Source organism: Janthinobacterium breve, assembly GCF_051380895.1.
Classification (GTDB): domain Bacteria; phylum Pseudomonadota; class Gammaproteobacteria; order Burkholderiales; family Burkholderiaceae_D; genus Janthinobacterium.
The window spans coordinates 541,971-568,326 of sequence record NZ_JBNYXY010000003.1 but is presented as its reverse complement, the minus strand read 5'-3'; the positions used below and the strand labels follow the sequence as shown (position 1 = coordinate 568,326).

25 protein-coding genes and 2 tRNA genes are annotated in these 26,356 nt (G+C 63.2%); 12 read left to right on the top strand and 15 right to left on the bottom strand.

Annotated elements, in window-relative coordinates:
* A partial coding sequence (locus tag ACQ4W0_RS08005; protein WP_436576283.1) for an IS3 family transposase occupies positions 1 to 77 on the top strand: 77 nt, incomplete at its 5' end.
* A gap of 55 nt (positions 78 to 132) precedes the next feature.
* On the opposite strand, the gene ACQ4W0_RS08000 is transcribed toward ACQ4W0_RS08005, so the two are convergent.
* From ACQ4W0_RS08000 to ACQ4W0_RS07960, 9 genes are all read right to left on the bottom strand, one after another.
* Entirely contained in the window at positions 133 to 1,692 is a 1,560-nt protein-coding gene (locus tag ACQ4W0_RS08000; protein ID WP_436576266.1) for a histidine-type phosphatase, read from the bottom strand.
* 119 nt (positions 1,693 to 1,811) lie between these two features.
* A complete protein-coding gene (locus ACQ4W0_RS07995) occupies positions 1,812 to 4,292 on the bottom strand; it encodes a TonB-dependent siderophore receptor (protein ID WP_436576265.1) in 2,481 nt (826 codons plus the stop codon).
* An 83-nt stretch (positions 4,293 to 4,375) separates the two neighbouring features.
* Positions 4,376 to 5,368, bottom strand: coding sequence for a FecR family protein (locus ACQ4W0_RS07990; RefSeq protein WP_436576264.1), 993 nt, complete (start codon positions 5,366 to 5,368; stop codon positions 4,376 to 4,378).
* Complete coding sequence (locus tag ACQ4W0_RS07985; protein ID WP_436576263.1) at positions 5,365 to 5,892, bottom strand: sigma-70 family RNA polymerase sigma factor; 528 nt, start codon at positions 5,890 to 5,892, stop codon at positions 5,365 to 5,367. The genes ACQ4W0_RS07990 and ACQ4W0_RS07985 overlap by 4 nt, the downstream gene beginning before the upstream one ends.
* A 183-nt stretch (positions 5,893 to 6,075) precedes the next feature.
* Positions 6,076 to 6,152 (bottom strand) — tRNA-Met (locus ACQ4W0_RS07980).
* 61 nt (positions 6,153 to 6,213) lie between these two features.
* Positions 6,214 to 6,290: transfer RNA gene (locus ACQ4W0_RS07975), tRNA-Met, on the bottom strand.
* A 91-nt stretch (positions 6,291 to 6,381) separates the two neighbouring features.
* Positions 6,382 to 7,341, bottom strand: coding sequence for a tRNA (adenosine(37)-N6)-dimethylallyltransferase MiaA (gene miaA, locus ACQ4W0_RS07970; RefSeq protein WP_436576262.1), 960 nt, complete (start codon positions 7,339 to 7,341; stop codon positions 6,382 to 6,384).
* Positions 7,342 to 7,394: 53 nt separating this feature from the next.
* Entirely contained in the window at positions 7,395 to 9,302 is a 1,908-nt protein-coding gene (gene mutL, locus ACQ4W0_RS07965) for a DNA mismatch repair endonuclease MutL (RefSeq protein WP_436576261.1), read from the bottom strand.
* 68 nt (positions 9,303 to 9,370) lie between these two features.
* Complete coding sequence (locus ACQ4W0_RS07960; RefSeq protein WP_436576260.1) at positions 9,371 to 10,309, bottom strand: peptidylprolyl isomerase; 939 nt, start codon at positions 10,307 to 10,309, stop codon at positions 9,371 to 9,373.
* A gap of 269 nt (positions 10,310 to 10,578) precedes the next feature.
* On the opposite strand from ACQ4W0_RS07960, the gene ACQ4W0_RS07955 reads away from it, so the two are divergent.
* On the top strand, positions 10,579 to 11,229 hold the full coding sequence (locus tag ACQ4W0_RS07955; protein WP_071075583.1) for a VTT domain-containing protein: 651 nt from the start codon (positions 10,579 to 10,581) through the stop codon (positions 11,227 to 11,229).
* A 157-nt stretch (positions 11,230 to 11,386) separates the two neighbouring features.
* Positions 11,387 to 12,430, top strand: a complete 1,044-nt coding sequence (locus ACQ4W0_RS07950; protein ID WP_436576259.1) for a carbonic anhydrase — start codon at positions 11,387 to 11,389, stop codon at positions 12,428 to 12,430.
* A 98-nt stretch (positions 12,431 to 12,528) separates the two neighbouring features.
* On the opposite strand, the gene ACQ4W0_RS07945 is transcribed toward ACQ4W0_RS07950, so the two are convergent.
* From ACQ4W0_RS07945 to tsaE, 3 genes are read right to left on the bottom strand one after another with little or no spacing between them, the layout of a single operon-like run.
* A complete protein-coding gene (locus tag ACQ4W0_RS07945) occupies positions 12,529 to 13,365 on the bottom strand; it encodes a D-hexose-6-phosphate mutarotase (protein WP_436576258.1) in 837 nt (278 codons plus the stop codon).
* A 13-nt stretch (positions 13,366 to 13,378) separates the two neighbouring features.
* Positions 13,379 to 14,776, bottom strand: coding sequence for an N-acetylmuramoyl-L-alanine amidase (locus tag ACQ4W0_RS07940; RefSeq protein WP_436576257.1), 1,398 nt, complete (start codon positions 14,774 to 14,776; stop codon positions 13,379 to 13,381).
* Positions 14,740 to 15,228, bottom strand: a complete 489-nt coding sequence (tsaE, locus tag ACQ4W0_RS07935) for a tRNA (adenosine(37)-N6)-threonylcarbamoyltransferase complex ATPase subunit type 1 TsaE (RefSeq protein WP_436576256.1) — start codon at positions 15,226 to 15,228, stop codon at positions 14,740 to 14,742. The genes ACQ4W0_RS07940 and tsaE overlap by 37 nt, the downstream gene beginning before the upstream one ends.
* Before the next feature lie 89 nt (positions 15,229 to 15,317).
* On the opposite strand from tsaE, the gene queG reads away from it, so the two are divergent.
* Entirely contained in the window at positions 15,318 to 16,409 is a 1,092-nt protein-coding gene (queG, locus tag ACQ4W0_RS07930; protein WP_436576255.1) for a tRNA epoxyqueuosine(34) reductase QueG, read from the top strand.
* A gap of 7 nt (positions 16,410 to 16,416) precedes the next feature.
* Here queG and ACQ4W0_RS07925 read toward each other — a convergent pair whose 3' ends face one another.
* A complete protein-coding gene (locus tag ACQ4W0_RS07925; RefSeq protein WP_436576254.1) occupies positions 16,417 to 16,794 on the bottom strand; it encodes a DUF3052 family protein in 378 nt (125 codons plus the stop codon).
* A 221-nt stretch (positions 16,795 to 17,015) separates the two neighbouring features.
* Here ACQ4W0_RS07925 and ACQ4W0_RS07920 point away from each other — a divergent pair, with 221 nt between their 5' ends.
* The gene (locus tag ACQ4W0_RS07920) at positions 17,016 to 17,567 is read left to right on the top strand and encodes a PadR family transcriptional regulator (protein WP_436576253.1); all 552 of its coding nucleotides are present in this window, start codon (positions 17,016 to 17,018) and stop codon (positions 17,565 to 17,567) included.
* A gap of 22 nt (positions 17,568 to 17,589) precedes the next feature.
* Positions 17,590 to 18,417, top strand: a complete 828-nt coding sequence (locus tag ACQ4W0_RS07915) for a siderophore-interacting protein (protein WP_436576252.1) — start codon at positions 17,590 to 17,592, stop codon at positions 18,415 to 18,417.
* A gap of 82 nt (positions 18,418 to 18,499) precedes the next feature.
* On the opposite strand, the gene ACQ4W0_RS07910 is transcribed toward ACQ4W0_RS07915, so the two are convergent.
* Together ACQ4W0_RS07910 and ACQ4W0_RS07905 are read right to left on the bottom strand one after the other, a co-directional pair.
* Complete coding sequence (locus tag ACQ4W0_RS07910; RefSeq protein WP_289945880.1) at positions 18,500 to 19,084, bottom strand: response regulator transcription factor; 585 nt, start codon at positions 19,082 to 19,084, stop codon at positions 18,500 to 18,502.
* 28 nt (positions 19,085 to 19,112) lie between these two features.
* Complete coding sequence (locus tag ACQ4W0_RS07905) at positions 19,113 to 21,125, bottom strand: sensor histidine kinase (RefSeq protein ID WP_436576251.1); 2,013 nt, start codon at positions 21,123 to 21,125, stop codon at positions 19,113 to 19,115.
* A 136-nt stretch (positions 21,126 to 21,261) separates the two neighbouring features.
* On the opposite strand from ACQ4W0_RS07905, the gene ACQ4W0_RS07900 reads away from it, so the two are divergent.
* From ACQ4W0_RS07900 to ACQ4W0_RS07875, 6 genes are all read left to right on the top strand, one after another.
* Entirely contained in the window at positions 21,262 to 22,254 is a 993-nt protein-coding gene (locus ACQ4W0_RS07900) for a TRAP transporter substrate-binding protein (protein WP_436576282.1), read from the top strand.
* A 116-nt stretch (positions 22,255 to 22,370) separates the two neighbouring features.
* Positions 22,371 to 22,943 (top strand): TRAP transporter small permease, encoded by a 573-nt coding sequence (locus ACQ4W0_RS07895; protein WP_436576250.1) that lies wholly within the window; start codon positions 22,371 to 22,373, stop codon positions 22,941 to 22,943.
* Positions 22,940 to 24,220, top strand: a complete 1,281-nt coding sequence (locus ACQ4W0_RS07890) for a TRAP transporter large permease (RefSeq protein WP_436576249.1) — start codon at positions 22,940 to 22,942, stop codon at positions 24,218 to 24,220. The genes ACQ4W0_RS07895 and ACQ4W0_RS07890 overlap by 4 nt, the downstream gene beginning before the upstream one ends.
* A 425-nt stretch (positions 24,221 to 24,645) precedes the next feature.
* Positions 24,646 to 25,146 carry a methylated-DNA--[protein]-cysteine S-methyltransferase gene (locus ACQ4W0_RS07885; RefSeq protein ID WP_436576248.1) on the top strand — a complete coding sequence of 167 codons (501 nt, stop codon included), beginning with the start codon at positions 24,646 to 24,648 and terminating at the stop codon, positions 25,144 to 25,146.
* On the top strand, positions 25,143 to 26,060 hold the full coding sequence (gene xerD, locus ACQ4W0_RS07880) for a site-specific tyrosine recombinase XerD (RefSeq protein WP_436576247.1): 918 nt from the start codon (positions 25,143 to 25,145) through the stop codon (positions 26,058 to 26,060). Before ACQ4W0_RS07885 ends, xerD begins: the two co-directional genes overlap by 4 nt.
* Positions 26,061 to 26,140: 80 nt before the next feature.
* Positions 26,141 to 26,335 (top strand): hypothetical protein, encoded by a 195-nt coding sequence (locus ACQ4W0_RS07875; RefSeq protein ID WP_436576246.1) that lies wholly within the window; start codon positions 26,141 to 26,143, stop codon positions 26,333 to 26,335.
* Positions 26,336 to 26,356: the final 21 nt, after the last annotated feature.

The window sequence follows — 26,356 nt, the reverse complement described above, 5'->3', positions numbered from 1 at the left end:
ATAATCACGAGCGTATCAAACTCAAGTTAAAAGGGCTGAGTCCCGTGCAATACAGAACTCAGCCCTTGGCTACCTAGTAAGAAAACTAAACCGTCCAACTATTTGGGGTCAGTTCACCAGTTGGCGGCTTTTTTATTGCGCCGCCGCGTGGCCGTAACAGGCTTTCAGGCCCGTGTAGTCATAGAAGACGCTGCCCGGCGCGATGCGGGCGCCATCGCACGATGGCTGGAAGGGCGTTTCCCTTTCGTTGTACAGCAGGCGCACGATGAGCTGTCCTTCGCCGTTGCGGTACACGTCCCACTGCATGTTGGCCGCCAGTGGCGAGACGGTCTGGCCGCGCCACGGACTGTCTGCATGGCTGTAGCTGATCTCTGGTGGCAGCGCCTGCTGCAAGCCCATGGCCGAAGCGAGCGGGATGATCATCTCGGCATGCGTGAAGCGCAGCTTGGCCGCGTGGCGCAGGTCACCTGCGGCCAGCGCATCGACTTCCTTGAAAAAATCCTCGCGCAAGGCCAGCGCGAAGCGCCAGGTCACGCCCGCGCTGGCCGTGGTGGCCGGGCCCTTCTGGTAAAAATCCTCATGGTCGGCGACAGACGCGTAGTAGCGCGCATCCTCGGCCGGCATGTAGCGGCTGAAATCGGCCGGCACCTCATGCCGCATGCCGGCGGCGATCGCATACAACTCATACAGTTTCGTGGCGGCCGCATTCAGGCTGCGGATGACGGTCTTGCCGCTGCCCGTCATGGTGCGCGTGAGTTTGCCATCCGCGCTGGTGAACGTGTAGCTGCCCGTGTCCGCATAGCTGGTGGTGCCGCCGTTAAACTGCGCCAGGAAGGCCGGGGTGAACAGCCGTTCGAGTACATGGCGCGCATGCGCGGCCGCTGCCGGCTGCCTGGCCGGAGCATCCATCTGCGCATGCAGCCGCTTGGTCCCGATGTAGCGCTGGTAGGCCTGGCTGGCGGCATAGGTGGCGTAATACGGATTGGCGCGATCGGCCACAAAATCCGTCTGCGGCGCCAGCTTGTGCGCATACAGCAGGAAGCGGTTGACGCCATCCGGTTGTGGCGCCGGTGTGCGTCCCTGCGGGGACGGCGCCGGCGCGGGCGGCAGGTACAGCAGCGGCGCCAGCGCCGGGGCGTGCTCCAGCAGCGACTGCGTGAAGAAGCGCGCACTGTCACGCGCGCGGTCTACGCCGGAATGGATGGTGACGAGCTGGCGCGGCGCCGTGGCCGCGTCCTGTCCCACTTGCGCAAACAGGGCGGGCAGGCGCGCCAGCAGGCGCGCGGCCAGTTGCCGGTGTTCCTCGATGCCCTTCTGCGACAGATTGCCGTAGCCGGGTTTCTCGATACCGGCCACGCCATGGCCGAGCAGGGCGTTGGCCTGCATCAGGGCCAGGATGTCGGGACCCAGTTCGCGTCCCAGCGGCGTCAGGGCATCCTGCGCGGCCGCCTGCTGCCACATCGCGTACAGGGCCGCATCGCTCTTCATGCCGGTCAACCCCCGCGAACCGTGGCGCGCCACCAGTTGCGCGTAGATGGGCAGGAAGCCGGCCGGCGGCGCGGCATAGGTGGCCGGGTCCTGCTGCGGCGCGTAGGGCGTCTTGGTCTGATAGTAGCCGTCGAAGGCGAGGGCGGGACTGGCGCAGCAGGCCAGGGTCAACAGCATGCTGGACAGGGGAAGCGGTGGGGGCATGGGTTTTTCTTGGTGGATAATTTATCGACTACAAGCCTAGCACCGAACGAAAAAAAACGGAAAAAAAGCGGGCACGGCTGAATGCCGGCCCGCCTGTGCGGTCACCGCAGCGTGTCAGCCTACCACTTCGGCGTGTACTTCAGGGTGAACTGCACGTTGCGCGGGTCGCCATAGTAGTTGTTCGAACCGGTGTTGTTGTAGGACGGGATGATATAGCGCTTGTCGAAGGCGTTATTGACGTTCAGCGACAGGGCCACTTGCGGCGTGGCTTGCCAGGCCAGGCGCGCATTCCAGATCGAGAAGCCGGCAACCTTGAAGGTACGCTCGGTATCGACCGTATGGCTTTGCAGGTTGGCGCCAGCACCCACGCTGAACTTGTCCCACGCGCCGGGCAGCGTATAGCTCGACCAAACACGCAGCATGTGCTTTGGCGTCCAGGTGGAAAAGACCTGGCCCTTGTTGTCCGGATCGTCCAGGTAGGTCGTCGTCGTATAGGCGTAGCCGGCCGACAGTTGCAGGCCGCGCGCCACTTCGCCCGACACTTCCGCTTCCAGGCCCTGGCTGCGCACCTTGCCCGAGGCGCGCGAGCAGTACCAGCCATCGCAGGCGAAACCGGCAGCGTAGTCGTTGACGGCGCGGTCCTTGTGGTCGTAGCGGAACACGGCCAGCGAGGTGTTGACCCGGCCGTCCAGCAGTTCACCCTTGATGCCGCCCTCGTAGCTGCTGCCAGTGATCGGTTTGAGGATCTGGCCTGCCACATTGTGGTTCGTCTGCGGCTGAAACACGTCCGCATAGCTGGCGTAGGCCGACCATTGGGGCGTCAATGCATAGATCAGACCCACCGACGGCGTGAACTTGGCCGCGACGCTGGTGGTGTCGCGGTAGCCGTCCGGCGTGGCATACACGAAGTCATACCAGTTGAAGCGCCCGCCAAGCAGGGCTTTCAGATTGCTGGTCAGCTGGCCGTTCCAGGTGCCGTACAGGCCTTTCTGACGCATGTCATAGGTGCTGTAGCTGGTGATGCCCGTCTTGCGCGCGGCGATGGTGTCAAAGTCCTGCCACGGGCGATGGTGGTTGATATTGAAGATATCCGCGCCCGGCTCCCACGCACGCGCATAGCGGTCATTCGAAGTGAGGCTGACATAGCTGGCACCGACGACGATTTCCTGCGCGATGCCCAGGCCGTCGAATTTGCCACGTACGAAGGCGTCAATGCCGCGCTTGCGGTTGTCGAAATCGGTGGAAAAATCGCCATAGCTCGCACCGCTGCCGTCCGGACGGATGGCGGAGGCCACGCGCTGGTGCGTTGAACTGGTGTTTTCCTGCATGTTCACGGCCGATGCCTTCAGGCTCCACTGGCTGTTGAAATGGTGTTCCAGGTCGAGGTAAACGTTGGTTTGCCTGGCCTCGCTGCGGTTCCAGTCGGCGCCCGTGAAGGTGGAGCGGGGCAGGTTCAGCGCGCTGCCGTCCGCATAGCGGGGCAGGCCGATGAAGGTTGGGCGGCCGTGGTCATTGACGTTGCTGATGGCCAGGCCCAGGGTGGTGGCCGGTCCCAGGTCATAGTCGAGCGCCGCATACAGGGTGCGGTTCTTGCTCCACACCTGGTCGATGAAGGAATGCGTATCGTCTTCATCGACGATGGCGCGCCCCCGCAGGCTGGCGTCCGCGTTCAAGGGGCTGCTGACGTCGAGCTGGGCGCCATAATGGTCCCACGAGCCGGCGCGCGCCGTCATGCTGACACTGCGCGTGGCGGTCGGGCGCTTGCGTACCAGGCTGACGGAGCCACCGGGGCTGCCCGTGCCAACCAGCATGCTCGATGCGCCGCGCAGCACTTCCAGGCGGTCATAGATGACCATGTTTTCCTGGCCCCAGTTACCCAGCGCATAGGTGTTGCGGTCGATCGGCACGCCGTCGTACTGCCATTGATCGATCTGGAAGCCGCGCGCCGTGATCACCACGCCCGGGCCCACGCCATGCACGCCCACCACGCCGGTGACGTTGTTGACGGCCTCGCGCAAGTCCGTGATGCCCTGGTCATCCAGGCGCTGGCGCGTCAGCACGCTGACCGATTGCGGGATATCCTTCATCGCTTGCTCGCCCTTGCCGATGCTGATCTTGCGTGCCGTGTAGGAGCCGCTGCCTTCCGTGGTGGCGCCTTGTTCGGCCTGGCCGACGATGGTAATCGAGGGCATGGTGCGCTCGGCCGCCGAGGCGGCACTTGCCGCCGCCGTGGGCGCGGACGCCGGCGCGGCCACCAGCACATAGCCGGTGGACGTCTTGCCGATGGCATAGCCGCTGCCGCGCAGCAGCGCGGCGAAACCGTCATCGATGGCGTAGCTGCCTTGCAGGCCTGCGCTGCTCAAGCCCTGTACCTTGGAGGCGTCGATGACGATGGACACGCCCGCCTGCTGGGCATAGCGGTTCAGGGCACCTGCCAGCGGACCGGCGGGGATGGCGTAGCTGGCGACAGCCGGTGCAGCCTGGGCGACTGCCTGGGCATGCAGGCCGGCGCCGGCCAGCAGCATGGCCGCCAGGGCCAGCGGGCGCAGCCGCGTGCGCAGGGTGTTCGGGGATGAAACGGCAAGGACTTGAACGGACATGGTGACAGCCTTTTTTGATTGATCTCAGCTGCCTTGACGCACGAGATGCGCAAAGTGGAACCGTGCACGCGAAATAATTCGCATTATTTTTTGGCGGGCGCGTCGACCATCACCAGGTAGCGCGTCAGCATGCGGATGCGCAGCTGCGGGAAATTGTCGATCAACAGTTGCAGCGCCTTGTCCGTGTCGTCCAGCGGCAGCACGGCGGCCACGTGAATACCCGCTATCTGCGCCCGGTCGTAATGCAGCTGGCCGGGACGGTGACGGGCCAGCTCGTCGAGCACCTCGGCCAGCGGCAAGTCGTCGACCACCAACTGGCGCGCGCGCCACGCGTCCTGCACGCTGGCCGCATCGATGGCTTGCAACGGGCCCATGCCATCTTCCGTGATGCGCGTGCGCTGGCCCGCCTGCACCACGACGGCCGGATGTTGCGGCACCTGGGCCAGCACTTTTGACTCCAGCATGCTCAAGATGGTGGCGCCGTCTTCCCTGCGCACGGTAAAACGCGTGCCCAAGGCGCGGATCGCCGCCTGCTTGCTGTCGACGATGAAGGGGCGTTGCGCATCCTTGGCCACGTCGACGAGGATGTCGCCACGCACCAGCTCCACATGCCGCTCACCCGCAGTGAAACGCACATTGACGGCGCTGTTGCTGGCCAGGGTGAGGCGGCTGCCATCGTCCAGCGTGTGCGTGGACCATTGTCCCGTAGGGCTGCGCAGGTCGGCCAGCAGGTAAGCGGGGCGCTCGCTGATGACCAGCGCACCGCTCAGCACCAGCACGGCCACGGCGCTGGCTACAGCCAGCTGGCGCAGACGCTGGCGGGGACGCTTTTGGGCGATGGCGGCCAGTGCGGCGCGCGCGGGCCTATGGTCGCCGCCGGCCGGCTCGCGCACGGCGTTCAATTGACGCAGCAGGTTTTCCATGCCGGCAGCCACTGTCGCGTGCAGCGGGTCGGCCGCCTTCCATGCGGCGAAGCCGGTGCGCGCCTGTTCGCGCTCGGCCGGGTCGTCGGCGCTCAGGCGCACGATCCAGTGCGCGGCCTGCTCGGCTGCCACATCGGTGCGGGGGCTATTCATGCCGCTATGGCCGGACAGGCGTGGCGGCATGCCAGCAAGGCTTGCACCAGGTATTTTTGCACCATGCGCGTGGAGACGTTCAGTTGCGCCGCGACGGCGGCCTGCGGCTGTTCTTCCAGGTAGTGCAGCAAGAAGGCGTCGCGCGCCTTGGCCGATAAGCCGCCCAGCGCTGTGGCGATCTGCTCGAGCGCCTGCACGGCCATCAGTATCTCGTCCGGCGAGGGCGCGCCGGGCAGGCTGTCGGCCAGCAGGGCCAGTTCCGCCAGGTAGCTGCGCTCGAGTATCTGGCGGCGCGCGCGGTCGAGCAGCAATCGCTTTGCCGTCGTGGAGAGATAGGCGCGCGGTTCGCGCATGCCGAACAGGGCGTCACGCGAGGCGATGATGCGCACGAACGTGTCTTGCGCCACATCGGCCGCGCCATGCGGGCAGCTGAGTCTTTTGCGCAGCCAGCCGAGCAGCCAGCCGTGATGCTCGCTGTAGAGCAACTGCACTTGCTGTTGCAGGCTGGGCTGGGCGATGGACATAAGGTTCTGAAATGATATGAATGAGAATTATTCTCATTGTAAGCGCCAGTGGCGGCTTGCCACAATCCCCAATGCTTGCGGATGGGGCCGGTGTTGCTTGCAGGCCGCACGCGAGGCGGTCCGGAAATGAAAAAACCCGCCGCTGCGCGAGGCAGGGGCGGGTTCATCAATACTGCATATTCTTGGTGGTGATAGGTGGACTTGAACCACCGACCCCAGCATTATGAATGCTGTGCTCTAACCAACTGAGCTATATCACCAAACAGACCGGTCAGACCGGATGCTGGTTGCGATCATGGCAAAACCATGATCCTTGTTCTTTGGTGGTGATAGGTGGACTTGAACCACCGACCCCAGCATTATGAATGCTGTGCTCTAACCAACTGAGCTATATCACCCAACAGCCGAGCATTATCCAGTCTTCCCATTTCCTTGTCAATGCCGGCCATGAAAAATCTATGGATTTTTCGTGGCGGTTTGCCGGTGTGATTATTTTTGTAACGGCGTCAGCAAGGGCTGAATTTGCGCCAGCATGGCGCTGGCCGGGGCGGCGCCCAGGCAATCGATGACGATGCGTTCCGGCATCGAGCGTAACCAGGTCAGCTGGCGCTTGGCCAGCTGGCGCGTGGCGATGATGCCCGTCTCGCGCAAGGTGGCGCGGTCGATGCGGCCATCGAGGTACTCCCAGGCCTGGCGGTAGCCCACGCAGCGCATGGATGGCAGACCCGAATGCAGGTCGCCGCGCCGGCGCAACCCTTCCACTTCGTCGAGCAGGGCATCGTTTTTCAGCATGATGTCGAAGCGCGTGGCGATGCGCGCATGCAGCACGGCGCGGTCCGATGGCTCCAGTGCGAACGACTGTAATTGAAATGGCAGCACGGTCTTTTCACGCAGGGCCAGCAGGGCCGACATGGGCTGGCCGGACAGGGCGATGATTTCCAGCGCGCGGCCGATGCGCTGCGCATCGGCTGGCGCCAGGCGCGCGGCCGTGACAGGGTCTTGCTGCGCCAGGCGCGCATGCATGGCGGGCCAGCCGATGGCGGCCGCGTCCTCTTCCAGCTGGACGCGCAAGGCAGGATCGGCGCCGGGCAAGTCGTCGAGGCCATCGGTCAGGCCCTTGAAGTACAGCATGGTGCCGCCGACCAGCAGCGGCAGCTTGCCGCGCGCGCAGATTTCGCTCACCAGGCGCAGGGTATCGTTGCGGAACTGCGCCACCGAATAGGCATCCAGCGGGTCGATGATATCGATCAAATGATGCGGGACCTGGGCCAGTTCTTCTTTCGACGGCTTGGCCGTGCCGATATCCATGCCCCGGTAGACGAGGGCGGAATCGACGGAAATGATCTCGGACGGGATGGCTTGCGCGATGGCCAGCGCACTGGCCGTCTTGCCGCTGGCAGTGGGGCCCATGATGGCGACGGCCAGGGGGAGGTGTTGAGTGTTTTGCATGTTGACTCTTGTAAGGTGGTGCAGTAGGTCGGATTACGCTGTGCTAATCCGACCTACTGCCCGCGCAGGAATAATTTGTCTAGCGCGTTAATCTCGACCTGCACCCACGTCGGCCGGCCATGGTTGCACTGGTCGGCGCGTTCCGTGCTTTCCATCTGGCGCAAGAGGGCATTCATTTCCTGCACCGACAAGATCCGGTTGGCGCGCACGGCAGTGTGACAGGCCAGGGTGCCGAGCAATTCGTTCTGGCGCTCGATCAGCACGCGCGAGCCGCCATATTCGCGCACGTCGCGCAGCACGTCGCGCGCCAGCGTTTGCGCGTCGGCGTTTTTCAGCAGGGTCGGCACGGAACGCACGGCCAGGGTGGTGGGTGACAGCGCGGCGATATCGAAGCCCAGCGCCTTGAGCGTCTCCTGGTTTTCATTCGCCGTCGACACTTCAATGGCATCGGCATAAAACGTCACGGGTATCAGCAGCGACTGCACCTGCATGTCCTGGCCCGAGACTTGCGCCTGCAGCGCGTTTTTCAGCTGTTCGTACAGGATGCGCTCATGCGCGGCGTGCATGTCGACCAGCACCAGTCCCTTGGTGTTTTGCGCCAGGATGTAGATGCCATGCAGCTGGGCCAGGGCAAAGCCCAGCGGGTATTCTTCGCGTGCCATCGCTTCGGGCGAGGCGATGTACGGCTCGACCTGCGTGATGGGCGAGCTGGCGGCAGCACCGCCGAACAGGGCGCCGTAGGCCGCCGTGTCCTGGGCGATTCCTGGCGCATCGGCAAAGAAGGGGCGGGCCGCGCCGGGCGAGGCGGGCGCGAAGGTATTCGTAAATTGCGCGCCGAACGAGGTTTGCGTCTGCTCGCGACGCCAGATGCCAGATCCACCCAAACCCGCGCCGGCAGTATCGCCGCCCAGGGTGGAGGCGGCCGGCAGGGGCGCCGGCACGCTGCCGAAGGCCGTGGCCGAGGTTTGCGCCAGCGCGCGCTGCACCGCGTGGAAGACGAACTGGTGCACGGAGCGGCTGTCGCGGAAGCGCACTTCGATCTTCGACGGGTGCACGTTGACGTCGACCAGGGCCGGGTCGAGGTCGAGCGCCAGCACGTACGAGGGGAAGCGGTCACCGTGCAGCACGTCCTGGTACGCCATGCGCACGGCGTGCACCAGCAGCTTGTCGCGCACGAAGCGGCCATTGACATAAAAGAACTGGCCGTCGGCGCGCGCCTTGGATGCCGTCGGCAAGCCGGCAAAGCCGTGAATGCGCAGGGTGCCGGCCGACTCGTCCAGCGCCAGGCGCGCTTCGGCGAAGTCATTGCCCAGGATGTGGGCGCTGCGCTTGGCCAGTTCGCTGATATTCCACTGGTCGATGGTGCGGCCATTGTGCGACAGCGAGAACGACACGTCGGGCCGCGCCAGCGCGATGCGGCGCACCACTTCGGCGCAGTGGCCGTATTCCGTCTGCTCTGATTTGAGGAACTTGCGCCGCGCGGGCGTGTTGAAATACAGGTCTTGCACGTCCACCGTGGTGCCATGCGCGCCGGACGACGGCGAGACGCTGCCATTGTGCGAGCCGATGATTTCCCACGCATGGGCAGCGTCCGCCGTGCGCGAAGTCAGGGTGACGGCGGCCACCGAGGCGATGGAGGCCAGCGCCTCGCCGCGAAAGCCCAGCGTGCCCACGTTTTCCAGGTCGTGCAAGGAGGCGATCTTCGAAGTGGCGTGGCGCGCCAGGGCCAGCGGCAGCTGTTCCTTGTCGATGCCGCGGCCATTGTCGGTAATCGCGATGCGTTTTACGCCCCCCTCTTCCAGCCGCACCGTGATCTGCGTGGCGCCCGAGTCGAGCGCGTTTTCCAGCAACTCCTTGACGACGGCGGATGGCCGCTCGACCACCTCGCCAGCGGCGATTTGCGAAATCAACTGGTCAGGCAGGGCCTGGATCGGGCGGTGGGGCGTGATGGGAGCGTTCATGCGGTAATTATACCGGGGTCAGACCCGTCGGGTCTGACCCCAGCCCTTGTTCTTGGGCTAAAAGTCGGCTACTTCGCCACCTCCCGCACCGGTATCGGCGCATTGCACAGGTCGACGTGGCCGGCCGTGACCTTGCTCCAGGGGCCGCCGCGGTGGCGCTGCGCTTCCAGCACGGCCTGGTAGGCGGCGCTGTCGGTGCGCATCACTTCCAGGTTCGCGCGCTGCTCTGGCGGCACGCTGGCGGCCAGGCGGATGGCCTTGATCGGCACGTTTTTCTCGGGGCTGTCATAAAAGCCCATGGGTCCCGCGCCCCGTGGCAGGGTCGACAGCAGCGGCATGCCGGCCACCACGCGTCCGACCACCGTGATGTCGCGGTCCAGGTGACGCGGCGACTGGCCGATGACGGCGTACAGCTCCGTGCCGCCGCCGCTGTCGCTGGCACTGTCGCGGCCCACACCCACGGTGGCATAGCAATGCGTGAGCCAGGCCGTGCCGGTTTTCGGATCGCGCGCGGACGGGAAACCGTTCGAATGGCCCACCTGCGGCGCATAGCCGTCGACGTCCGGCAGGCGCGTGAAGCTCTTGATGTTTTTCAAGGGCACGGTGAATTCACCGGGCAAGGTGCGCTGGGCATGCAAGATGGGCTTGGGATTTTTCTCGTCCGGATCGCCCCACTGCGCCACCCAGTTGTCCTGCGCGCGCGTGATGGCCAGGCCGTCGTAATACTGTTCTGCCACCAGGGCCTTGATGTTGGCTACGTGTTTCGGCGCGAAGTCCGGCGCCAGTTCAATCACCACGCGGCCGGCGGGAATCTCCATGTACAGGGTGTTGTCCGGGTCCAGCGCACGCCAGTCGGACGGTTTGGAGGCCTTGATCACGTCGGCGAGCGTCGCCTTGGCGGGCAGTTCGGCGGGCGCCTTGATCTGGACGGGCGCCGCATGGGCGGACAACTGGGCAAGCCCCAGTACGGTGGCCATGGTCAGGCCGCTCAGTGGGTATCGATGCATGTTTTCTCCTGGTCGGCGCGGGTTGCGCTGGTCAGAAAGTGTATACCGGAATGGCAATATTTCGCTGAAAAAACATTGTACGGGCCGAACATGGCATTTGCGGAGGAAGACTGGCCTGAGCAAGTTGGCGCGGGGAATTCCTTAACCTTTACTTAAATTGCCACACGCGCAAGGGCAGCACATAATTAATCCTGAAATATCGGCCCGGGGACTGCCGTTGCGCTGGCCGGGTGGTGTATGATTCCGCCGCTACCTTTAGGGAAAAATATATGGATTTTGTGCAATTCCTCGACATGATCGTGCATGTCGACAAGACGCTGGGTCTCTTGATCGAGCAGTACGGTACCCTCGTGTATGCAGTGCTGTTTGCCATTATTTTTTGTGAGACAGGCCTCGTGGTGCTGTTCTTCTTCCCTGGGGATACCTTATTATTTATCGCCGGCGCGTTTTGCGCGACGGGACAGATGCACCTGGGCTTGCTGATTGCGTTGCTGGTAACGGCCGCCGTCACGGGCAACACGCTCAATTACTGGATAGGCGAGGCCATCGGGCAAAGGGTGTTTACCCACGATTACCGCTGGATCAACAAGGATGCCATGCGCCGTACGCATGAATTCTTTGAAAAGCACGGCGGCAAGACCATCATCCTGGCCCGTTTCGTGCCGGTGGTGCGCACCTTCGCCCCCTTCGTGGCCGGCATTTCCGACATGACGCATGCGCGCTTCCAGATGTACAACGTGACGGGCGCCCTGTTGTGGGTGGTCGGTCTGGTTACGGCGGGCTACTTCTTCGGCAATATCCCGTGGATCCGCGACCACCTGACCTTGATCGTGCTGATCGGTGTCGGCGCCGCCGTCGTGCCGGTGGTATTGGGCGGCATGTGGAAACTCTACAAGCGCATGGTCGGCAAGTCGGCGTAAGGCCGCATGGATCCGGGGCAAGCGCGCTGTGGCACAGCCCGCAGCGGGCTCCGGATCCGGTTTTTCTCTTCGTTGTTTTTGTTTTACTCCCACGCTGATTCAAGTTTTGTTGCTTTCCAGCCGTAAACCAGAGGGTATTCTTACTTTCTGGATTTCCATGCGACATTTGAGCGCCCTGTTAGCTTGCAGCCTTGCCGCGATGGCGGTCATGGCAAGCGCCAAAGATGCCCCCGCTTCGGCGAGCGCCGCCGCATCCGCGCCTGCGAGCGCGCCCATGTCGGCGTCGGCGCGCGCGGCCGCTATGAAAACCCTGACCGAATCGGTGAAGGGCAAGGAGGTCAAGGCGCCTGTCGTCGTCGCGCCCACGGCGCGCGAGAAGGAAGAAGCGGCCGAAGTCGACCTGTCCGAACGTATCGCGGCGCGCCTGGCGGAAATGCGCGCCACCCAGGCGGCCCGCGCCGCCGCCCGCGCCAAGCGCGCCGCCGTGGTGAAAGCGGCGCCACCGCCACCACCTCCCGTGCCGCGCGGCACGCACTGGTCGTACGAGGGCGACAGCGGCCCGGCCAACTGGAGCAAGATCAATGTCGACTGGGCCAAGTGCGGCAATGGCAGTCGCCAGTCGCCGATCGATATCCGCGATGGCATGAAGGTGGAACTCGAGCAGATCAGCTTTGACTACCACCCGTCGTCGTTCAATGTAGTCGACAATGGTCACACGGTGCAGGTGGGGGTGAGTGGCGGCAATTACATCACGGTGCAGAACCGCATGTTCGAGCTGCAGCAATTCCATTTCCACCGCCCGTCCGAAGAGCGCATCAATGGCAAGGCCTTTGAAATGGTGGTGCACCTGGTGCACCGCGACGCGGAAGGCCGGCAAGCCGTGCTGGCCCTGCTGCTGGAGCGGGGCGCGCCGCAAGCGACCATCCAGACGGTGTGGAACAACCTGCCGCTGGAAAAATTCGAGACCATGCAGCCCACCATCCTGCTCGACCCGGCCGAGATGCTGCCGGCGCGGCGCGATTACTACACCTACATGGGATCGATGACGGAGCCGCCTTGCAGCGAAGGCGTGCTGTGGCTGGTGATGAAGCAGCCGGTCCAGGCCTCGCCAGCGCAGATGGCGCTGTTCAGCCGTTTGTATCCCTTGAATGCGCGCCCGATTCAGCCTGCCAATGGCCGCATCATCAAGGAATCGAATTAAGAGCGCCTGAGAAAAGCCCATGGCGTTGTTGCCTTGCCTCGTCGTACATGTGTACTGCCTTCGGCAAGGCGCCTAGCCCTGGACTTTTTCAGTCACTCTTATATAAATTCGAGGCGCTGGCGGCCGGTCCACTCGGCGCCGGCAGCCAGCGTATCGGGCTGGATCAGGGCTGGCTCGATGCAGATGAAGCGCTGGTATTCGTCGTCGGCCAGGTCGGGCAGGGCGGCTGCGTCTTGCGCGCCCGGGTTCCACACGACGGCATCCGTAAAGCCCTGCTGCTCCAGGCGCAGGGTGTGGCTGCCAGACTGCAGGCTCAAGGCGCCCGGCAGCTGGTAGTAGATGCGGTCCAGCTTGTCGGCAAACTGCAGCAGCTCTTCCGCCTGCAAGGCATCTTGCGGCGTCTCGTCCGAATAACGCACGCGCTGCAAGCCTCCAACGCGCGCTTCGCTCAATTGATCAATCGCAAAATAACTGTGCAGGGCGGCCGAGAACGGGAACGCCTGCTCGCCCGTGTTGTGCACGGACAGACTCAGTTCCAGCGATTGGCCTTGCACTGCCACGCGCAGGCGCAGGGTGAAGGCGTAGGGCCAGGTAGCGCCGATCGCCTCCGGCAGATCCGTGTGCTGCAAGGTAAATTCCGCATGGGCGGCGCCATCGGTTTCGCCACTGGCCGCGAGCTGCCAGGTCGCCACGCGCGCAAAGCCGTGGCGCATACCCGTGCCGCGCGCGCCGAACTGGGGAAAGATCACGGGTACGCCGCCACGGATGGCGCGACTGCCGTCGAGGCTTGATGCGCGGCTGCAGAACAGGCGCTCCTGGCCATCGCTGGTCTGCCACGCGACCAGGTGGCCGCCGTACAGGGTGACGGTGGCCTGCGCGCCATCGGCGGCGCGGATGGTCACGGCCGGCAACTGGCCAAAAATGCTCTTGCTCATGCGGGTGTCCATGTCAGGTCAAACGGCTTTTCGCCAGCGGCGGATTCTTGGCAAAGTAATTCTTGATGCCCGTGACGATGGCGTCGGCCATCTGGTCCTGGTAGCCGTTGTCGGTCAGCTTGGCCTCTTCTTCCGGATTCGAGATGAAAGCCGTCTCGATCAGGATGGAGGGGATGTCCGGCGCTTTGAGCACGACGAAGCCGGCTTGTTCGACGGAGCCCTTGTGCAGGCGGTTGATGCCGCCGATTTCGCGCAGCACGGCCTTGCCCAGCTTCATGCTGTCATTGATCTGCGCCGTCGTCGACAGGTCGAGCAGCACGCTGGCCAGCTGCTTGTCGTGGTTCTTGATGTTCACGCCGCCGATCAGGTCGGCCTGGTTTTCCTTGTTGGCCAGCCAGCGCGCGGCCGTCGAGGTGGCGCCTTTCTCGGACAGAACGAAGACGGACGAGCCGCGCGCCGTCGGCTGGATGAACGCATCTGCGTGGATCGAGACGAACAGGTCGGCCTGCACCTTGCGAGCTTTTTCCACGCGCATGCCCAGCGGGACGAAGAAATCGGCGTCGCGCGTGAGCATGACGCGCATGTTAGGCTGCAGTTCCAGCTTGGTTTTCAGGCGCTTGGCGATGGCCAGTACCACGTCTTTTTCGCGGCTGCCCCTGCTGCCCATGGCGCCCGGGTCTTCGCCGCCGTGGCCAGGGTCAAGCGCGATGGTAATCATGCGCACCACTTTCTGGCCTGGCAGCGGGCGTGCTTCGGGGCGCTGTTCCGGGCGGATATCGGGCACGGGTGGCACGATGGTCGCCACCGGCGGCACGACGGCCACGGGCGGCTTGCCGCTGTCGGGCAGGGGCAGCGCGGGCGGCGGCGTATGCGTGCCGGCCATCGGTGGCTTGGCGGGGTCGCTCGACCAGTCGCCCTTTTCGATCATCTGCGCGATCAGGTCCTGCTCGTGCACGGGATACAGATCGAAGATCAGGCGGTGGTTGTAGGAGCCCGCCGGCGGCAGGGTAAACAGCTGCGGCGTGACTTCCTCCTTCAGGTCGAACACCAGGCGCACCACGTTGGGCCGGTTCTGGCCCACGCGCACCTGCTTGATGTACGGGTCGTTCGACTGGATCTTCGCCACCAGGCCTTTCAAGGTGGGATTGAGCTCCAGTCCTTCGATGTCGATCACCAGCCGTTCCGGGTCCTTGACGATGAAGTGGGTCGCCTTCAGGATGCTGTCGTTTTCCAGCGTGACGCGGGTGTAGTCCTCGGCCGGCCAGACGCGCACGGCGAGAATTTGCGCCGCCATCGCCGACATGGGCGCGAACACGGACAACAGCAGGGTGCCGCCGGCCTTGAGTACCGTGCGCCGGGTGATGGGCGAGGAGATCAAAGGTTCGGGGCGAATTTGAGACGGTGAAGGCATGACAGACCCAATTCAGAAGACGCTTGCAATTCTACATCACGTCCTGTACCCGCAACGTTCAAATAAATATTCAGGTCCGCCGGCGGCAGCACCGGTTCGGCTTTCTCCGGCCATTCGACGATGCAGATATTGTGGCCGTTGAAGTCTTCGCGAAAACCGGCGTCGAGGAATTCCTCGGCACTGCCCATGCGGTACAGGTCGAAGTGGATGACGTTGACGCTCTGGCCATCGAGCTGCACCGTGTACGGTTCGGACAGCGTATAGGTGGGGCTTTTCACGTGGCCCGCATGGCCGGCTGCGTGCAGCAGGGCACGCGTGAGGGCCGTCTTGCCGGCACCCAGGTCGCCGTGCAGGTAGATTGCCAGGCCCGGCGCCAGTGCGCGCGCCAGCGCGGCGCCCAGCGCGGCGGTACCAGCTTCGTCGTGGAGGTGGGCTGTGAAGTGTTCGGTCATTGTCGATTGGTGTGAGTAATATCGCATAAAATAGAGGCTGCTGTCATTGTAACCGCCCGCGCGCCTGCTGTTTTCCGTAAAGTCCCCTTATGTCTGCCACCGTCACCGATCTCGCCGTCCTGGCGCGCACCATTAAAGAATGGGGGCGCGAGCTGGGTTTTGCCGAGGTGCGCATCGCCGACGTGGACCTGTCGCACATGGAAGCACCCTTGCAAGCCTGGCTCGATGCAGGGTACCACGGCGAAATGGACTACATGGCCAGCCACGGCATGAAGCGTGCGCGCCCGGCCGAACTGGTGCCGGGCACGGTGCGCGCCATCAGTGCACGCATGAATTATCTGCCGCCGGCGCTGGGCCAGGACTGGCGCGCGCACGAGGCGGCGCGCGACGCCGATCCCGCGGCGGCCGTGATCTCCGTGTATGCGCGGGGCCGCGACTATCACAAGGTAATGCGTTCACGCCTGCAGCAGCTGGCCGAGCGCATCAAGGGCGAGATCGGCGATTTCGGTTACCGCGTTTTCAGCGATTCGGCGCCCGTGATGGAAGTGGAACTGGCGCAAAAAGGCGGGTTGGGCTGGCGCGGCAAGCACACTTTGCTGATCAACCGCCAGGGTGGTTCCTTCTTCTTCCTCGGCGAAATCCTGATCGACGTGCCGTTGCCGGTGGACCCGCCGGAGATTGCGCGCTGCGGCCAGTGCTCGGCGTGCATCACGGTATGCCCGACGCAAGCCATCCTGGGGCCGTACCAGCTCGACGCGCGCCGCTGCATCTCCTACCTGACGATCGAATTGAAGGGTGCCATACCCGTCGAGATGCGCCCTTTGATCGGCAACAAGGTGTATGGCTGCGACGATTGTCAGACTGTCTGCCCGTGGAACAAGTTCGCCCAGCGCGCCGTCGTACCGGACTTCGACGAGCGCCACAGCCTGGGCAACACGGGCATGGTGGAATTGTTCGCCTGGACGGAAGAGGAATTCAACCGCCGCATGGAAGGCAGCGCCATCCGCCGCATCGGCCACGAGCGCTGGCTGCGCAACCTGGCCGTCGGCATGGGTAATGCGGCCGCCAAGGCCCGTGGCCAGGACGATATCGTCGCGGCCCTGCTGTCGCGCCGCGACCACCTATCGGCCATCGTGCGCGAACACGTCGAATGGGCGCTGGCGCTGCATGGCATCGCTTGATTTTCGTTTAAACCTGCTTCAGGCGCAGCGCCGACCAGCCGGCGTCGATGGCGATTATCGCCACGCTGTCGAGCCCCACGGTTTGCGCAAAGTGGCGCAGATCGTCGCGGTGGATGTCGCTGCCCGCCTTCACGCCGCCCTTGCGGTACGCCACCCATAGCGCGCCGCCCGGCGCCAGGCGCGCCTGCGCCGCCGGCAGGTACCGCTCCAGTTCCGCGCGGCTGCGCGCAAACAGCAGGATCCAGTCGGCGCTTTCTCCTTCACTCACCCGCCGCTCGGCCGGCAGCTGCGCCAGCAGGGCCGCATGCTCGCCGCCGTCATTCAGCACGGCCAGATTCTTGGCATTTTTCACAACCATTTTGTCAAAGGCGGTTTTGTCAGGCATGGCAGGAGCGTGTGGGTGGGGGAAAGACGAGCATAACAAATTTCTCCTTGACTTATCGATATATCGTTATAAAATGGCGATACCTACTAACGATATATCTTTAAAGAGAAAACATGAGAAACTCACACCACGCAGAACACAGCCACGGCGGCCATCAGCATCATCATGGCCATTGCGGCCAGCAGCATCACCACCATGGCGAACATCGCCATGAACACTTCATGCATGGACGCGGCCCGCGCGGCTTCGACGAGCGCGGCGACGGCATGGGCCATGGCGGCCCCGGTGGCCGGGGAGGGCGCGGCGAACGGGCCGAGCGCGTTTTCGGCCGTGGCGACTTGCCCCTGATCGTGCTGGCGCTGATCGAAATCAGCCCCCGTCACGGCTATGAAATCATCAAGGCCATCGAAGAGCGTTGCGGCGGCGCCTACGCCCCCAGCCCGGGCGCCGTGTATCCGACATTGACCCTGCTGGAAGAGCAGGACCATGTCACGTCGGGCGAAAGCGCCAGCGGCAAGAAGCTCTACACGATAACGGACCTGGGGCGCGCGTATCTCGACGAGAACCGCGCCCAGGTGGACGGCATCCTGGCCCGCCTCGACATGTTCGCCCGCGTCCAGGCGCGCAAGGCCTTGCCCGAGCGCGTGCACCAGGCCATGCACACCCTCAAGCATGCGCTGTTGCTGAACAAGACCAACTGGAGTGAAGCGGAAGCCGAGCGCGTTTCCGCCGTGCTGGAACAGGCGGCGAACACCATCGTCGACGGCCACTGAGCCTACTTTACAAGGATAAGCGATGACTACTGCATCACCAACGGCACCACGCCCGCACGCCATCGAGCGCGTGCGGCACGACTTGAAACTACGCGTGCTCACCGTCGTGCGCACCGAGCAGCTGACGCCGCACATGCGCCGCATCACCCTGGCGGGCGACGACCTCGACGGTTTCGTCTCGCCGGCGCACGACGATCACGTCAAACTGTTCTTCCCCGCCCCGGGCGGGTCTACCCCCATGCTTCCCGTGCTGGGCAACGGCGCTAACCCGATCCAGTATGCGGAAGGGGCGCGTCCCATCGCCCGCAATTACACGCCGCGCCGCTACGACGCAGAACGGCGCGAGCTGGAAATCGATTTCGTGCTGCATGGCGACGGGCCTGCATCGCTGTGGGCGGCGCAAGCCATGCCCGGCCAGACCCTGGGCGTGGGCGGCCCGCGCGGCTCGATGCTGGTGCCGTTTGACTTCGACTGGTATGTGCTGGTGGGCGACCAGACGGCCTTGCCGGCCATCGCCCGCCGCCTGGAGCAGCTGCCGGCCACGGCGCGGGCGATTGCCGTGATTGACATCGTCGAAGACGGCGAACAGATCGCGTTGGATAGTGCGGCGCAGCTGGACGTGCGCTGGGTGGCGCGCAATGGCCGCAGCGGCGCCTTGTTGCTGGAAGCGTTGGCGCAAGTTGCCTTGCCGCAGGATGGCGATGGCTACGTGTGGGTTGCGTGCGAGCATGCGCAGGTGCAGGGCTTGCGCGGGCATTTCATCGACGCCGGTGTGCCGAAGCAGCACCTGCATGTGGCCAGTTACTGGAAGCATGGGGCGGCGGAGCATCATGAACATCATGATGACTGATTGACCTGCCCGAACCCCAAACCGAAGACTGGGGTCGGACCCTCAGGGTCCGACCCCGGCGTCAAGAACTTGGGTTTCAGGTTTACTTCAACAACCCCGCCAGCTCCACCGCCGTCTTGACCTGCATCTTGTCGAAGATATGCGCGCGGTGGACTTCCACGGTGCGCATGCTGATGCCCAGCTTGTCGGCCACCACCTTGTTCATCTTGCCCGCCAAAATCAGGTCCAGCACTTCGCGTTCGCGCGTCGACAGGGTGGCCAGGCGCGCGTGCACGGCGGCCAGCTCGCCCGCCTGGCGCGAGTTGGCCAGGCCCTGCTGCACGCGGTCCATCAGGTCGTTGTCGTTGAACGGCTTTTCAAAGAAATCGAAGGCGCCCCGTTTCAGGCTGTCGACGGCCATCGGCACGTCGCCGTGGCCGGTGAGGAAAATCACGGGCAGGCGCGCCGTCAGGTCGCGCTTGACCAGCTGGTCGAACAGGGCGATGCCGTTCATGTCGGGCATGCGCACGTCGAGCAGCACGCAGTCGCCGGCGGCGTCGAAGCTGCCGTCCAGGCTATCGAGGAATTGCTGGGCGCTGGCGTAGATGCGCGCGTCGATGCTGCGCGAGGCGGCCAGCCAGGACAGCGAGTCGCGTACGACCTCTTCGTCGTCGATGATGTGTAGCATGGTGTCTCCGGCTTGTCGTTGTTGTCGTTTAGTGCGGCGCGCGCGGCGCAGCCGGCACGCTGAATGTAAAGATAGTACCGCCAGCGGGGTTGGCGCTGAAGGTCAGCGCGCCGCCGTGAAATTCGATGGCGGTGCGGCAGATATTCAGGCCCATGCCCATGCCTTCGGACTTGGTCGAGAAAAACGGCGAAAACAGCCGCTCGGCCACGTCCTGCGCAATGCCGTGGCCATGATCGATCACGTCCACCGTCACCATGCCTTGCTGCGCGTCGTGACTGGCCCGCAGGCGCATGATACGCCGTCCCGGCGCCGCATCCTGCATCGCCTCGATGGCATTGCGCGTCAGGTTCAGCAGCACTTGCTCGATCATCACGGGGTCGGCGCGCAACAGCGGCAGGTCCGGCGGCAGCTCTTCCTGGATGGTGACATAGTATTTGCGCGCCTGCAGGTCGATCAGCGCGCGGATGCCGTCGATCAGCGTGCGGATGGCGATATCCTGGCGCTGCGGTTCGCTCTTGCGCACAAAATCATGCACGCTGCGGATGATCTGGCCGGCTCGCTGCGCCTGCGCGCCGGCTTGCTCCAGCGCCGGCTTCAAGGTGTTCGGATCGACGGGCGCGCCATGCTCGATGGCGCGGCGGATCAGGTTCAGCGCGCCCGTGGTGTAGCTGGAGATGGCCGCCAGCGGCTGGTTCAGTTCATGCGCCAGCATCGAGGCCAGTTCGCCCATGGTCGCCAGGCGCGAACTCGTTTGCAGCTTTTCCTGCTGTTGGCGATTCAATTCCTCGACCCGTTTGCGGTCTGAAATGTCGAGCACGGAGCCCATCCAGCCTGTCTGCCGGCCGTTCTTGTCCACCAGCGGCGCTTCGAAAATCAGCACGGGCACGCGCGTGCCGTCGGGGCGCTGGAAATAGGTTTCAAACTGCGGCGTGGGATTGCCGGCCAGGGCCCTGACGAAGCGTTGCTGGTATTCCTCCAGTGCTTCCGGCACCCAGTAGGGCATGGGTGGCAGGCGGCCCAGGATTTCCTCGGCTGGATAACCGACGATCTGGCAGAACGCTGGATTCACATACGTGACGCGCCCTTCCAGGTCGCGCGCGCGCATGCCTGTCACCAGCGAGTTTTCCATCGCCGTGCGAAACAGCATCTGCTGGCGCAGCGCCCCTTCGGCCTCCAGACGGCGAGAAATATGCCGCCACAGGGCCAGCAAGCTCCACAGCAAACCCAGCGACAGGGCGATGACGGAGCCGACCAGCAAATTGGGCAGCAGCTTGGGCTGGCTTTTCACGCTGTCGGTAAACAGGGTGATGGTGGCGCCGGGCACGTCGAGCGCGCGCTTGTGCGTGTACACGCCGTGACCGGGGCCGGCGGCGGCGCGCCGTGCCAGTACCTTGTCGTCGCGGTCGATCAGCGAAATCTGGTTATCCTGAGCGAACCACCACGGCACCATTTCATCGAGCAGGCTGCTGATCTGGTAGGTGGCCACCAGGCTTCCCACATAGCGCTGGCCATCGAAAAGGGGCTGGTGGTAATCCATCAGCATGGCGCCCGGCGGCGCGTCGGGAAAGCCGCTCTGCTGCGAGGGCTGGGCATACTGCCCCCGGTGCAGGCGGCGCGCATTGTCGGCCGCCGTCAGCGAGGCCGGTGAAAACGACAGGGCGTGCGGCAGGCTGTTGTCGCTGGTGGCCAGCACCTTGCCGCTGGTGTCGAGCCACAGCACGCGCTGCAATTCGCGGCCATTGCGCAGCATCTGCTGCAGCCGTTCGTGCACTTTTTCCGCGCCCAGCGAGGTGCTGGCGATGTCCACGCCCAGGTTGAACAAGCTTTCCTCGTTGCGCGCCAGTTGAAAGCGGATGGTTTGCTCCACCCACAGCGTGTCGGCGATCAGCTGCTCCTGGCGTTCGTTGCTCTCCATCTGGCGCGCCTGCCAGGGCAGCCAGAACAGGATGGACAGGAACAGCAGCAGCAGGATGACGGGCAGCAGCCAGCGCATCGGGCTCGATAGCTTGAAGCGGCGTGCAAGGGTGGGGGGAGTCGGCATGGCTGGCAGGGTAGCGGCTTATCGGGAGCCGGCTATTGTGGTTAACCACAATAGCCGGGGTAGTTTCTTTGGCACAATATTCAAGTAGACAAATAACAAAGTTTTTAAAAAAACCATTCAGGAGACAAAAATGCAGATGAAAACCATGCTCGTCGCGCTGTGTGCAGCCTTAGGCGCCACCGCCGGCGTCCACGCTTACGCGCAAGCCCCCATCGTCATCAAATTCAGCCACGTCGTGGCGACCGACACGCCGAAAGGCCAGGCCGCCGAGCGCTTCAAGCAACTGGCTGAAAAAGCCACGAATGGCAAGGTCAAGGTCGAACTGTACCCGAACAGCCAGCTGTACAAGGACAAGGAAGAACTCGAGGCCCTGCAGTTGGGCGCCGTGCAGATGCTGGCGCCATCGCTGGCCAAGTTCGGCCCGCTGGGCGTGAAGGAATTCGAAGCGTTCGACCTGCCTTACATCTTCCCTACCAAGACGGCGCTGTACAACGTCACCGAAGGCGAAATCGGCAAGAGCCTGCTGAAGAAGCTGGAGCCCAAGGGTATCACGGGCCTGGCCTACTGGGACAATGGCTTCAAGGTGATGTCGGCCAACAAGCCGCTGCACAACCCGGCCGACTTCAAGGGCCTGAAAATGCGCATCCAGTCGTCCAAGGTACTCGACGCGCAGATGCGCGCGCTGGGCGCCAATCCGCAGGTGCTGGCCTTCTCGGAAGTGTATCAGGCGCTGCAGACGGGCGTGGTCGACGGTACGGAAAATCCGCCGTCGAACATGTACACGCAAAAGATGCATGAAGTGCAAAAGCATGTCACTGTGTCGAACCACGGCTACCTGGGCTATGCCGTCATCGTCAACAAGAAATTCTGGGATGGCTTGCCGCCCGATATCCGCACGCAGCTGGAAAAAGCCATGCGCGAGGCGACCACGTTTGAAAAAGCCATCGCCCAGCGCGACAATGACCAGGCCCTCGAGGCCATCAAGAAAGCGGGCAAGACGCAGATCTATACCTTGACGGTGCAGGAGCAAGCCGAGTGGCGCAAGGCGCTGGCGCCCGTGCAGAAGGCCATGGAAGCGCGCATCGGCAAGGACTTGATCTCGGCCATCAACAAGGAAAGCGCGAAGTAATAGCGCTGGCCGCGCCACCCGGCGCGGCTGTCAGGGACATCCCTGTCTTTCTGTCGCAACGGCACCTGCGCGTCCTGCGCGGGTGCCAGCGTACCCGCATTCTTTGAAAGTCCACCATGAAATTTCTGGATCACCTGGAAGAGTGGCTGATCGCGTCCCTGATGGGCGCAGCCACCTTCATCATTTTCGTCGCGGTCGTGCACCGCTACCTGGCCGGCTTGCCGATACCGGTCGTGCAAGACTACCTGATTCAAATCAATACCAGCTGGGCCCAGGAACTGTGCATCTACATGTTCGTCTGGATGGCCAAGTTTGGCGCCGCGTATGGCGTGCGCACGGGCATCCACGTGGGCGTCGATGTGCTGATCAATCGCATGAACCCGCGCTGGCGCGACCGCTTCATCGTCTTCGGCCTGGCCGCCGGCGCCCTGTTTACGGGTGTCGTGGGGACTCTGGGCGCCAGCTTCGTGTGGTCGATCGGCCATACGGACCAGACCTCGGCCGACATGGAAGTGCCGATGTGGCTGGTCTACCTGGCCGTGCCGCTGGGGTCCTACCTGATGTGCTTCCGCTTCCTGCAGGTCATGGTGCATTTCATCAAGACGGGCGCCTTGCCGAAACACGACCATTCGCATGTCGAGGGGCTGGAAGATGAATTGACGGCGGAAGAAAAAGGAGCCAAGGCATGAACGCGCTGATTATTTTTGTGCTGCTGCTGGTGTTGATGCTGACCGGCATGCCGATCTCCATTTCGCTGGGGCTGACGGTACTGACCTTCCTGTTTACCATGACCAGCGTGCCCATCGAATCGGTGGCCCTGAAGATCTTCACGGGCATCGAGAAGTTCGAGATCATGGCCATCCCGTTCTTCATTTTGGCGGGTAACTTTCTCACGCATGGCGGGGTGGCGCGGCGCATGATCAACTTCGCCAGCTCCATGGTGGGCCACTGGCATGGCGGCCTGGCGCTGGCTGGCGTGATGGCGTGCGCGCTGTTTGCCGCCGTCTCCGGCTCCAGCCCTGCCACCGTGGTGGCGATCGGTTCCATCATCCTGCCGGCCATGGTCAAGCAGGGCTATCCACGCGGTTTTGGCGCCGGCGTCATCACCACCTCGGGCGCGCTGGGCATTTTGATACCGCCGTCGATCGTGATGGTGATGTATTCGGTCAGCACGAATACCTCCGTGGGCAAGCTGTTCATGGCGGGCGTGATTCCCGGCATGATGCTGGCCATGTTGCTGGGCCTGACCACGTGGTTTTTGGCGCGCAAGCACAACTATCCGCGCATGAAGAAGGCCAGTTGGGGCGAACGCTTCGTCACCTTCAAGAAGAGCGCCTGGGGGCTGCTCTTGATCGTCATCGTCATGGGCGGCATCTACACGGGCGCGTTTACGCCCACGGAAGCGGCCGCCATGGCAGCCGTGTATGCCTTCATCATTGCCGTCTTCGTCTACAAGGACTTGAAGATCAAGCAAGTGGGCAAGGTCTTGCTCGATTCGGCCGCCATGTCGGCGATGCTGTTGTACATCATCACCAATGCCGTGCTGTTCTCGTTCCTGATGACCAGCGAAAACATCCCGCAAGCGATGGCCGAGTGGATCACGGGCAAGGGCCTGGGCGTGATCAGCTTCCTGCTGGTGGTCAACGTGCTGCTGTTGTTGGCTGGTAACGTCATGGAACCGTCGTCCATCGTGCTGATCATGGCACCGATTTTGTTCCCCGTCGCCATGAAGCTGGGCATCGATCCTGTGCACTTCGGTATCTTGATCGTGGTCAATATGGAGGTGGGCATGTGCCATCCGCCTGTGGGCCTGAATCTGTATGTGGCTTCCGGCATCACCAAGATGGGCATTTCCGAATTGACCGTGGCCGTGATGCCATGGCTGCTGACGATGCTGGGCTTCCTGGTGCTGATTACCTACGTACCACAAATCTCGCTGTGGCTGCCAAATTTAATTTACAACTAAAATAGTTGTCCCCGTCATGGTGCAAAAAAAGTCGATTCTGCCGAATAAATGCGCTATGATGGGCAGCCTTAAGGGGAAACACGTATATGCATATACGCTCCGGTAGCAAGGCTGAAATACAGAATTGGTAACAAAGTTGGTGGGGGAGTGGTCTATAAAAACGGTATTGATACCGGGGATATATTGAGGAGACACACGTTTCACAGAAGTTGTTGAGTCATAGCTGTCTGCGGCCACAAGCCGGCACCGGCGGACCCAAACGACCGGGAACGTGAAGCAATATTTGAAGCGCACCGACTGGTGCGCTTTTTTTTCGTGCGCGGGAAACGTCCGCCCACCTGCCTGCAGACGGTGCATAATCGCCAAAGTGCACCATCGTGTGCCTGCAGGTTGTATATTTGCCACACTTGAACTTTGATTAGCAGATGAAAAAACAACAGGGCAGTGAGCTGTTCAGCGCCATCGTGGCCGCGCCATTCGGCGCCATGGGCGTACGTGCGCAGGACGGCCAGTTGCGCGAACTGGTCTACCTGCCGCGCCACTTCGACGAGAAGGAGGCGCAGGATGCCGTCTCCGAGCGGGCGTGCGTGCAACTGGCGCGCTATTTCGTCGATCCCGATTATGTCTTTGACCTGCCGCTGGCAGCCCTGGGCAGCGCTTTCCAGCAACGCGTTTGGGCGGCGATTGCCGGCATCCCGCGCGGCCAGGTGCGCACGTATGGCGATGTGGCGCGCCTGATCGGCTCGGCACCGCGCGCCGTGGGCCAGGCCTGCGGTGCCAACTGGTATCCCGTGCTCATTCCGTGTCACCGCGTCACGGCCGCCGGCGGCCTGGGTGGCTTTGCCCACCACGACGATGCCACGGGATTCCACCTGGGCGTGAAGCGCTGGCTGCTGGCGCATGAAGGCGTGGCGGTTTACGCATGATGAACAGTCTGCTGGCGCCGGACAACACTACCCTGATCGATGAATTCTGCGACAGCCTGTGGCTGGAAGACGGCCTGTCGAAAAACTCGCTGGACGCCTACCGGCGCGACATGCGCTTGTTTTCGCGCTGGCTGGAAGTGGCGCGGCCCGGACGCGAGGGCCTGTACGAGGTGTCCACGGCCGACATCGAAGCGTATTTTGCCGCCCGCCACGACGAGAGCAAGGCGACGTCGTCGAACCGGCGCTTGTCCGTGCTCAAGCGTTTTTACCAGCTGGCCCTGCGGCAAAAACATATCTCGTTTGATCCCTGCCTGAAGATGGTCTCGGCCAAGCAGCCTGCGCGTTTCGTGCATACCTTGAGCGAAGCGCAGGTGGAAGCGCTGCTGGCGGCGCCCGACGTGAGCACGCCGCTGGGCTTGCGCGAGCGCACCATGTTGGAACTCATGTACGCGAGCGGCTTGCGCGTGTCGGAACTGGTGGACTTGACATCCGTGGAGCTGAGCCTGAACGATGGCGTGCTGCGCATCACGGGCAAGGGCAGCAAGACGCGTTTGGTGCCGTTCGGCGAACAGGCGCGGCTGTGGATCGAGCGCTACCTGAAGGAAGCGCGCGGCGTCATTCTCGACGGCCAGATGGACGATGCGCTGTTCGTCACGCGGCGCGGGGGCGCCATGACGCGGCAAATGTTCTGGGTCATCATCAAGAAACATGCTATGAACGCCGGCATCACGGCGCCGCTGTCGCCGCACACCCTGCGCCACGCATTCGCCACGCATTTGCTGAACCATGGAGCGGACTTGCGTGTTGTGCAATTGTTACTGGGGCACTCCGATATTTCCACCACGCAGATTTATACGCATGTGGCCCGTGAACGGCTGAAACTGCTGCATGCGCAGCATCATCCGCGAGGCTAAACATTTGGTGTTTGGTCCAATTACGTCATAATGTGCCTTATGTGCTTATCTGTAACATCTAAAAACTAAAGAGGTAGTAAATGGCCAAGACAAATTTCCAATACGAAAAACGGCAAAAAGAGCTGGAAAAGAAGAAGAAAGCCGAGGAAAAAGCCAGGCGCAAGCTGGAAGCGAAGAACAATCCCAAGCCGGCCGACGGCAGCGAGGGTGAAGAGCCGGAAGCAGACGACGCCGATGACGCCGCCGAAGGCGACGCGCCCGCCCAGCCGCAGTAATTCCCCGTTCCTGATGACCGG

What these genes read in the sequence shown, in the direction of transcription:
- mutL (WP_436576261.1), bottom strand. Translation starts at nt 9,302, where the DNA reads ATGAACGCTCCCATCACGCCCCACCGCCCGATCCAGGCCCTGCCTGAC.
- ACQ4W0_RS07895 (WP_436576250.1), top strand. Translation starts at nt 22,371, where the DNA reads ATGAAATTTCTGGATCACCTGGAAGAGTGGCTGATCGCGTCCCTGATG.
- ACQ4W0_RS07915 (WP_436576252.1), top strand. Translation starts at nt 17,590, where the DNA reads ATGACTACTGCATCACCAACGGCACCACGCCCGCACGCCATCGAGCGC.
- ACQ4W0_RS07995 (WP_436576265.1), bottom strand. Translation starts at nt 4,292, where the DNA reads ATGTCCGTTCAAGTCCTTGCCGTTTCATCCCCGAACACCCTGCGCACG.
- tsaE (WP_436576256.1), bottom strand. Translation starts at nt 15,228, where the DNA reads ATGACCGAACACTTCACAGCCCACCTCCACGACGAAGCTGGTACCGCC.
- ACQ4W0_RS07950 (WP_436576259.1), top strand. Translation starts at nt 11,387, where the DNA reads ATGCGACATTTGAGCGCCCTGTTAGCTTGCAGCCTTGCCGCGATGGCG.
- ACQ4W0_RS07885 (WP_436576248.1), top strand. Translation starts at nt 24,646, where the DNA reads ATGAAAAAACAACAGGGCAGTGAGCTGTTCAGCGCCATCGTGGCCGCG.
- ACQ4W0_RS07890 (WP_436576249.1), top strand. Translation starts at nt 22,940, where the DNA reads ATGAACGCGCTGATTATTTTTGTGCTGCTGCTGGTGTTGATGCTGACC.
- ACQ4W0_RS07945 (WP_436576258.1), bottom strand. Translation starts at nt 13,365, where the DNA reads ATGAGCAAGAGCATTTTTGGCCAGTTGCCGGCCGTGACCATCCGCGCC.
- ACQ4W0_RS07960 (WP_436576260.1), bottom strand. Translation starts at nt 10,309, where the DNA reads ATGCATCGATACCCACTGAGCGGCCTGACCATGGCCACCGTACTGGGG.
- ACQ4W0_RS07905 (WP_436576251.1), bottom strand. Translation starts at nt 21,125, where the DNA reads ATGCCGACTCCCCCCACCCTTGCACGCCGCTTCAAGCTATCGAGCCCG.
- ACQ4W0_RS07985 (WP_436576263.1), bottom strand. Translation starts at nt 5,892, where the DNA reads ATGTCCATCGCCCAGCCCAGCCTGCAACAGCAAGTGCAGTTGCTCTAC.
- ACQ4W0_RS07920 (WP_436576253.1), top strand. Translation starts at nt 17,016, where the DNA reads ATGCATGGACGCGGCCCGCGCGGCTTCGACGAGCGCGGCGACGGCATG.
- miaA (WP_436576262.1), bottom strand. Translation starts at nt 7,341, where the DNA reads ATGCAAAACACTCAACACCTCCCCCTGGCCGTCGCCATCATGGGCCCC.
- ACQ4W0_RS07925 (WP_436576254.1), bottom strand. Translation starts at nt 16,794, where the DNA reads ATGCCTGACAAAACCGCCTTTGACAAAATGGTTGTGAAAAATGCCAAG.
- queG (WP_436576255.1), top strand. Translation starts at nt 15,318, where the DNA reads ATGTCTGCCACCGTCACCGATCTCGCCGTCCTGGCGCGCACCATTAAA.
- ACQ4W0_RS08000 (WP_436576266.1), bottom strand. Translation starts at nt 1,692, where the DNA reads ATGCCCCCACCGCTTCCCCTGTCCAGCATGCTGTTGACCCTGGCCTGC.
- ACQ4W0_RS07990 (WP_436576264.1), bottom strand. Translation starts at nt 5,368, where the DNA reads ATGAATAGCCCCCGCACCGATGTGGCAGCCGAGCAGGCCGCGCACTGG.
- ACQ4W0_RS07910 (WP_289945880.1), bottom strand. Translation starts at nt 19,084, where the DNA reads ATGCTACACATCATCGACGACGAAGAGGTCGTACGCGACTCGCTGTCC.
- ACQ4W0_RS07875 (WP_436576246.1), top strand. Translation starts at nt 26,141, where the DNA reads ATGGCCAAGACAAATTTCCAATACGAAAAACGGCAAAAAGAGCTGGAA.
- xerD (WP_436576247.1), top strand. Translation starts at nt 25,143, where the DNA reads ATGATGAACAGTCTGCTGGCGCCGGACAACACTACCCTGATCGATGAA.
- ACQ4W0_RS07940 (WP_436576257.1), bottom strand. Translation starts at nt 14,776, where the DNA reads ATGCCTTCACCGTCTCAAATTCGCCCCGAACCTTTGATCTCCTCGCCC.
- ACQ4W0_RS07955 (WP_071075583.1), top strand. Translation starts at nt 10,579, where the DNA reads ATGGATTTTGTGCAATTCCTCGACATGATCGTGCATGTCGACAAGACG.
- ACQ4W0_RS07900 (WP_436576282.1), top strand. Translation starts at nt 21,262, where the DNA reads ATGAAAACCATGCTCGTCGCGCTGTGTGCAGCCTTAGGCGCCACCGCC.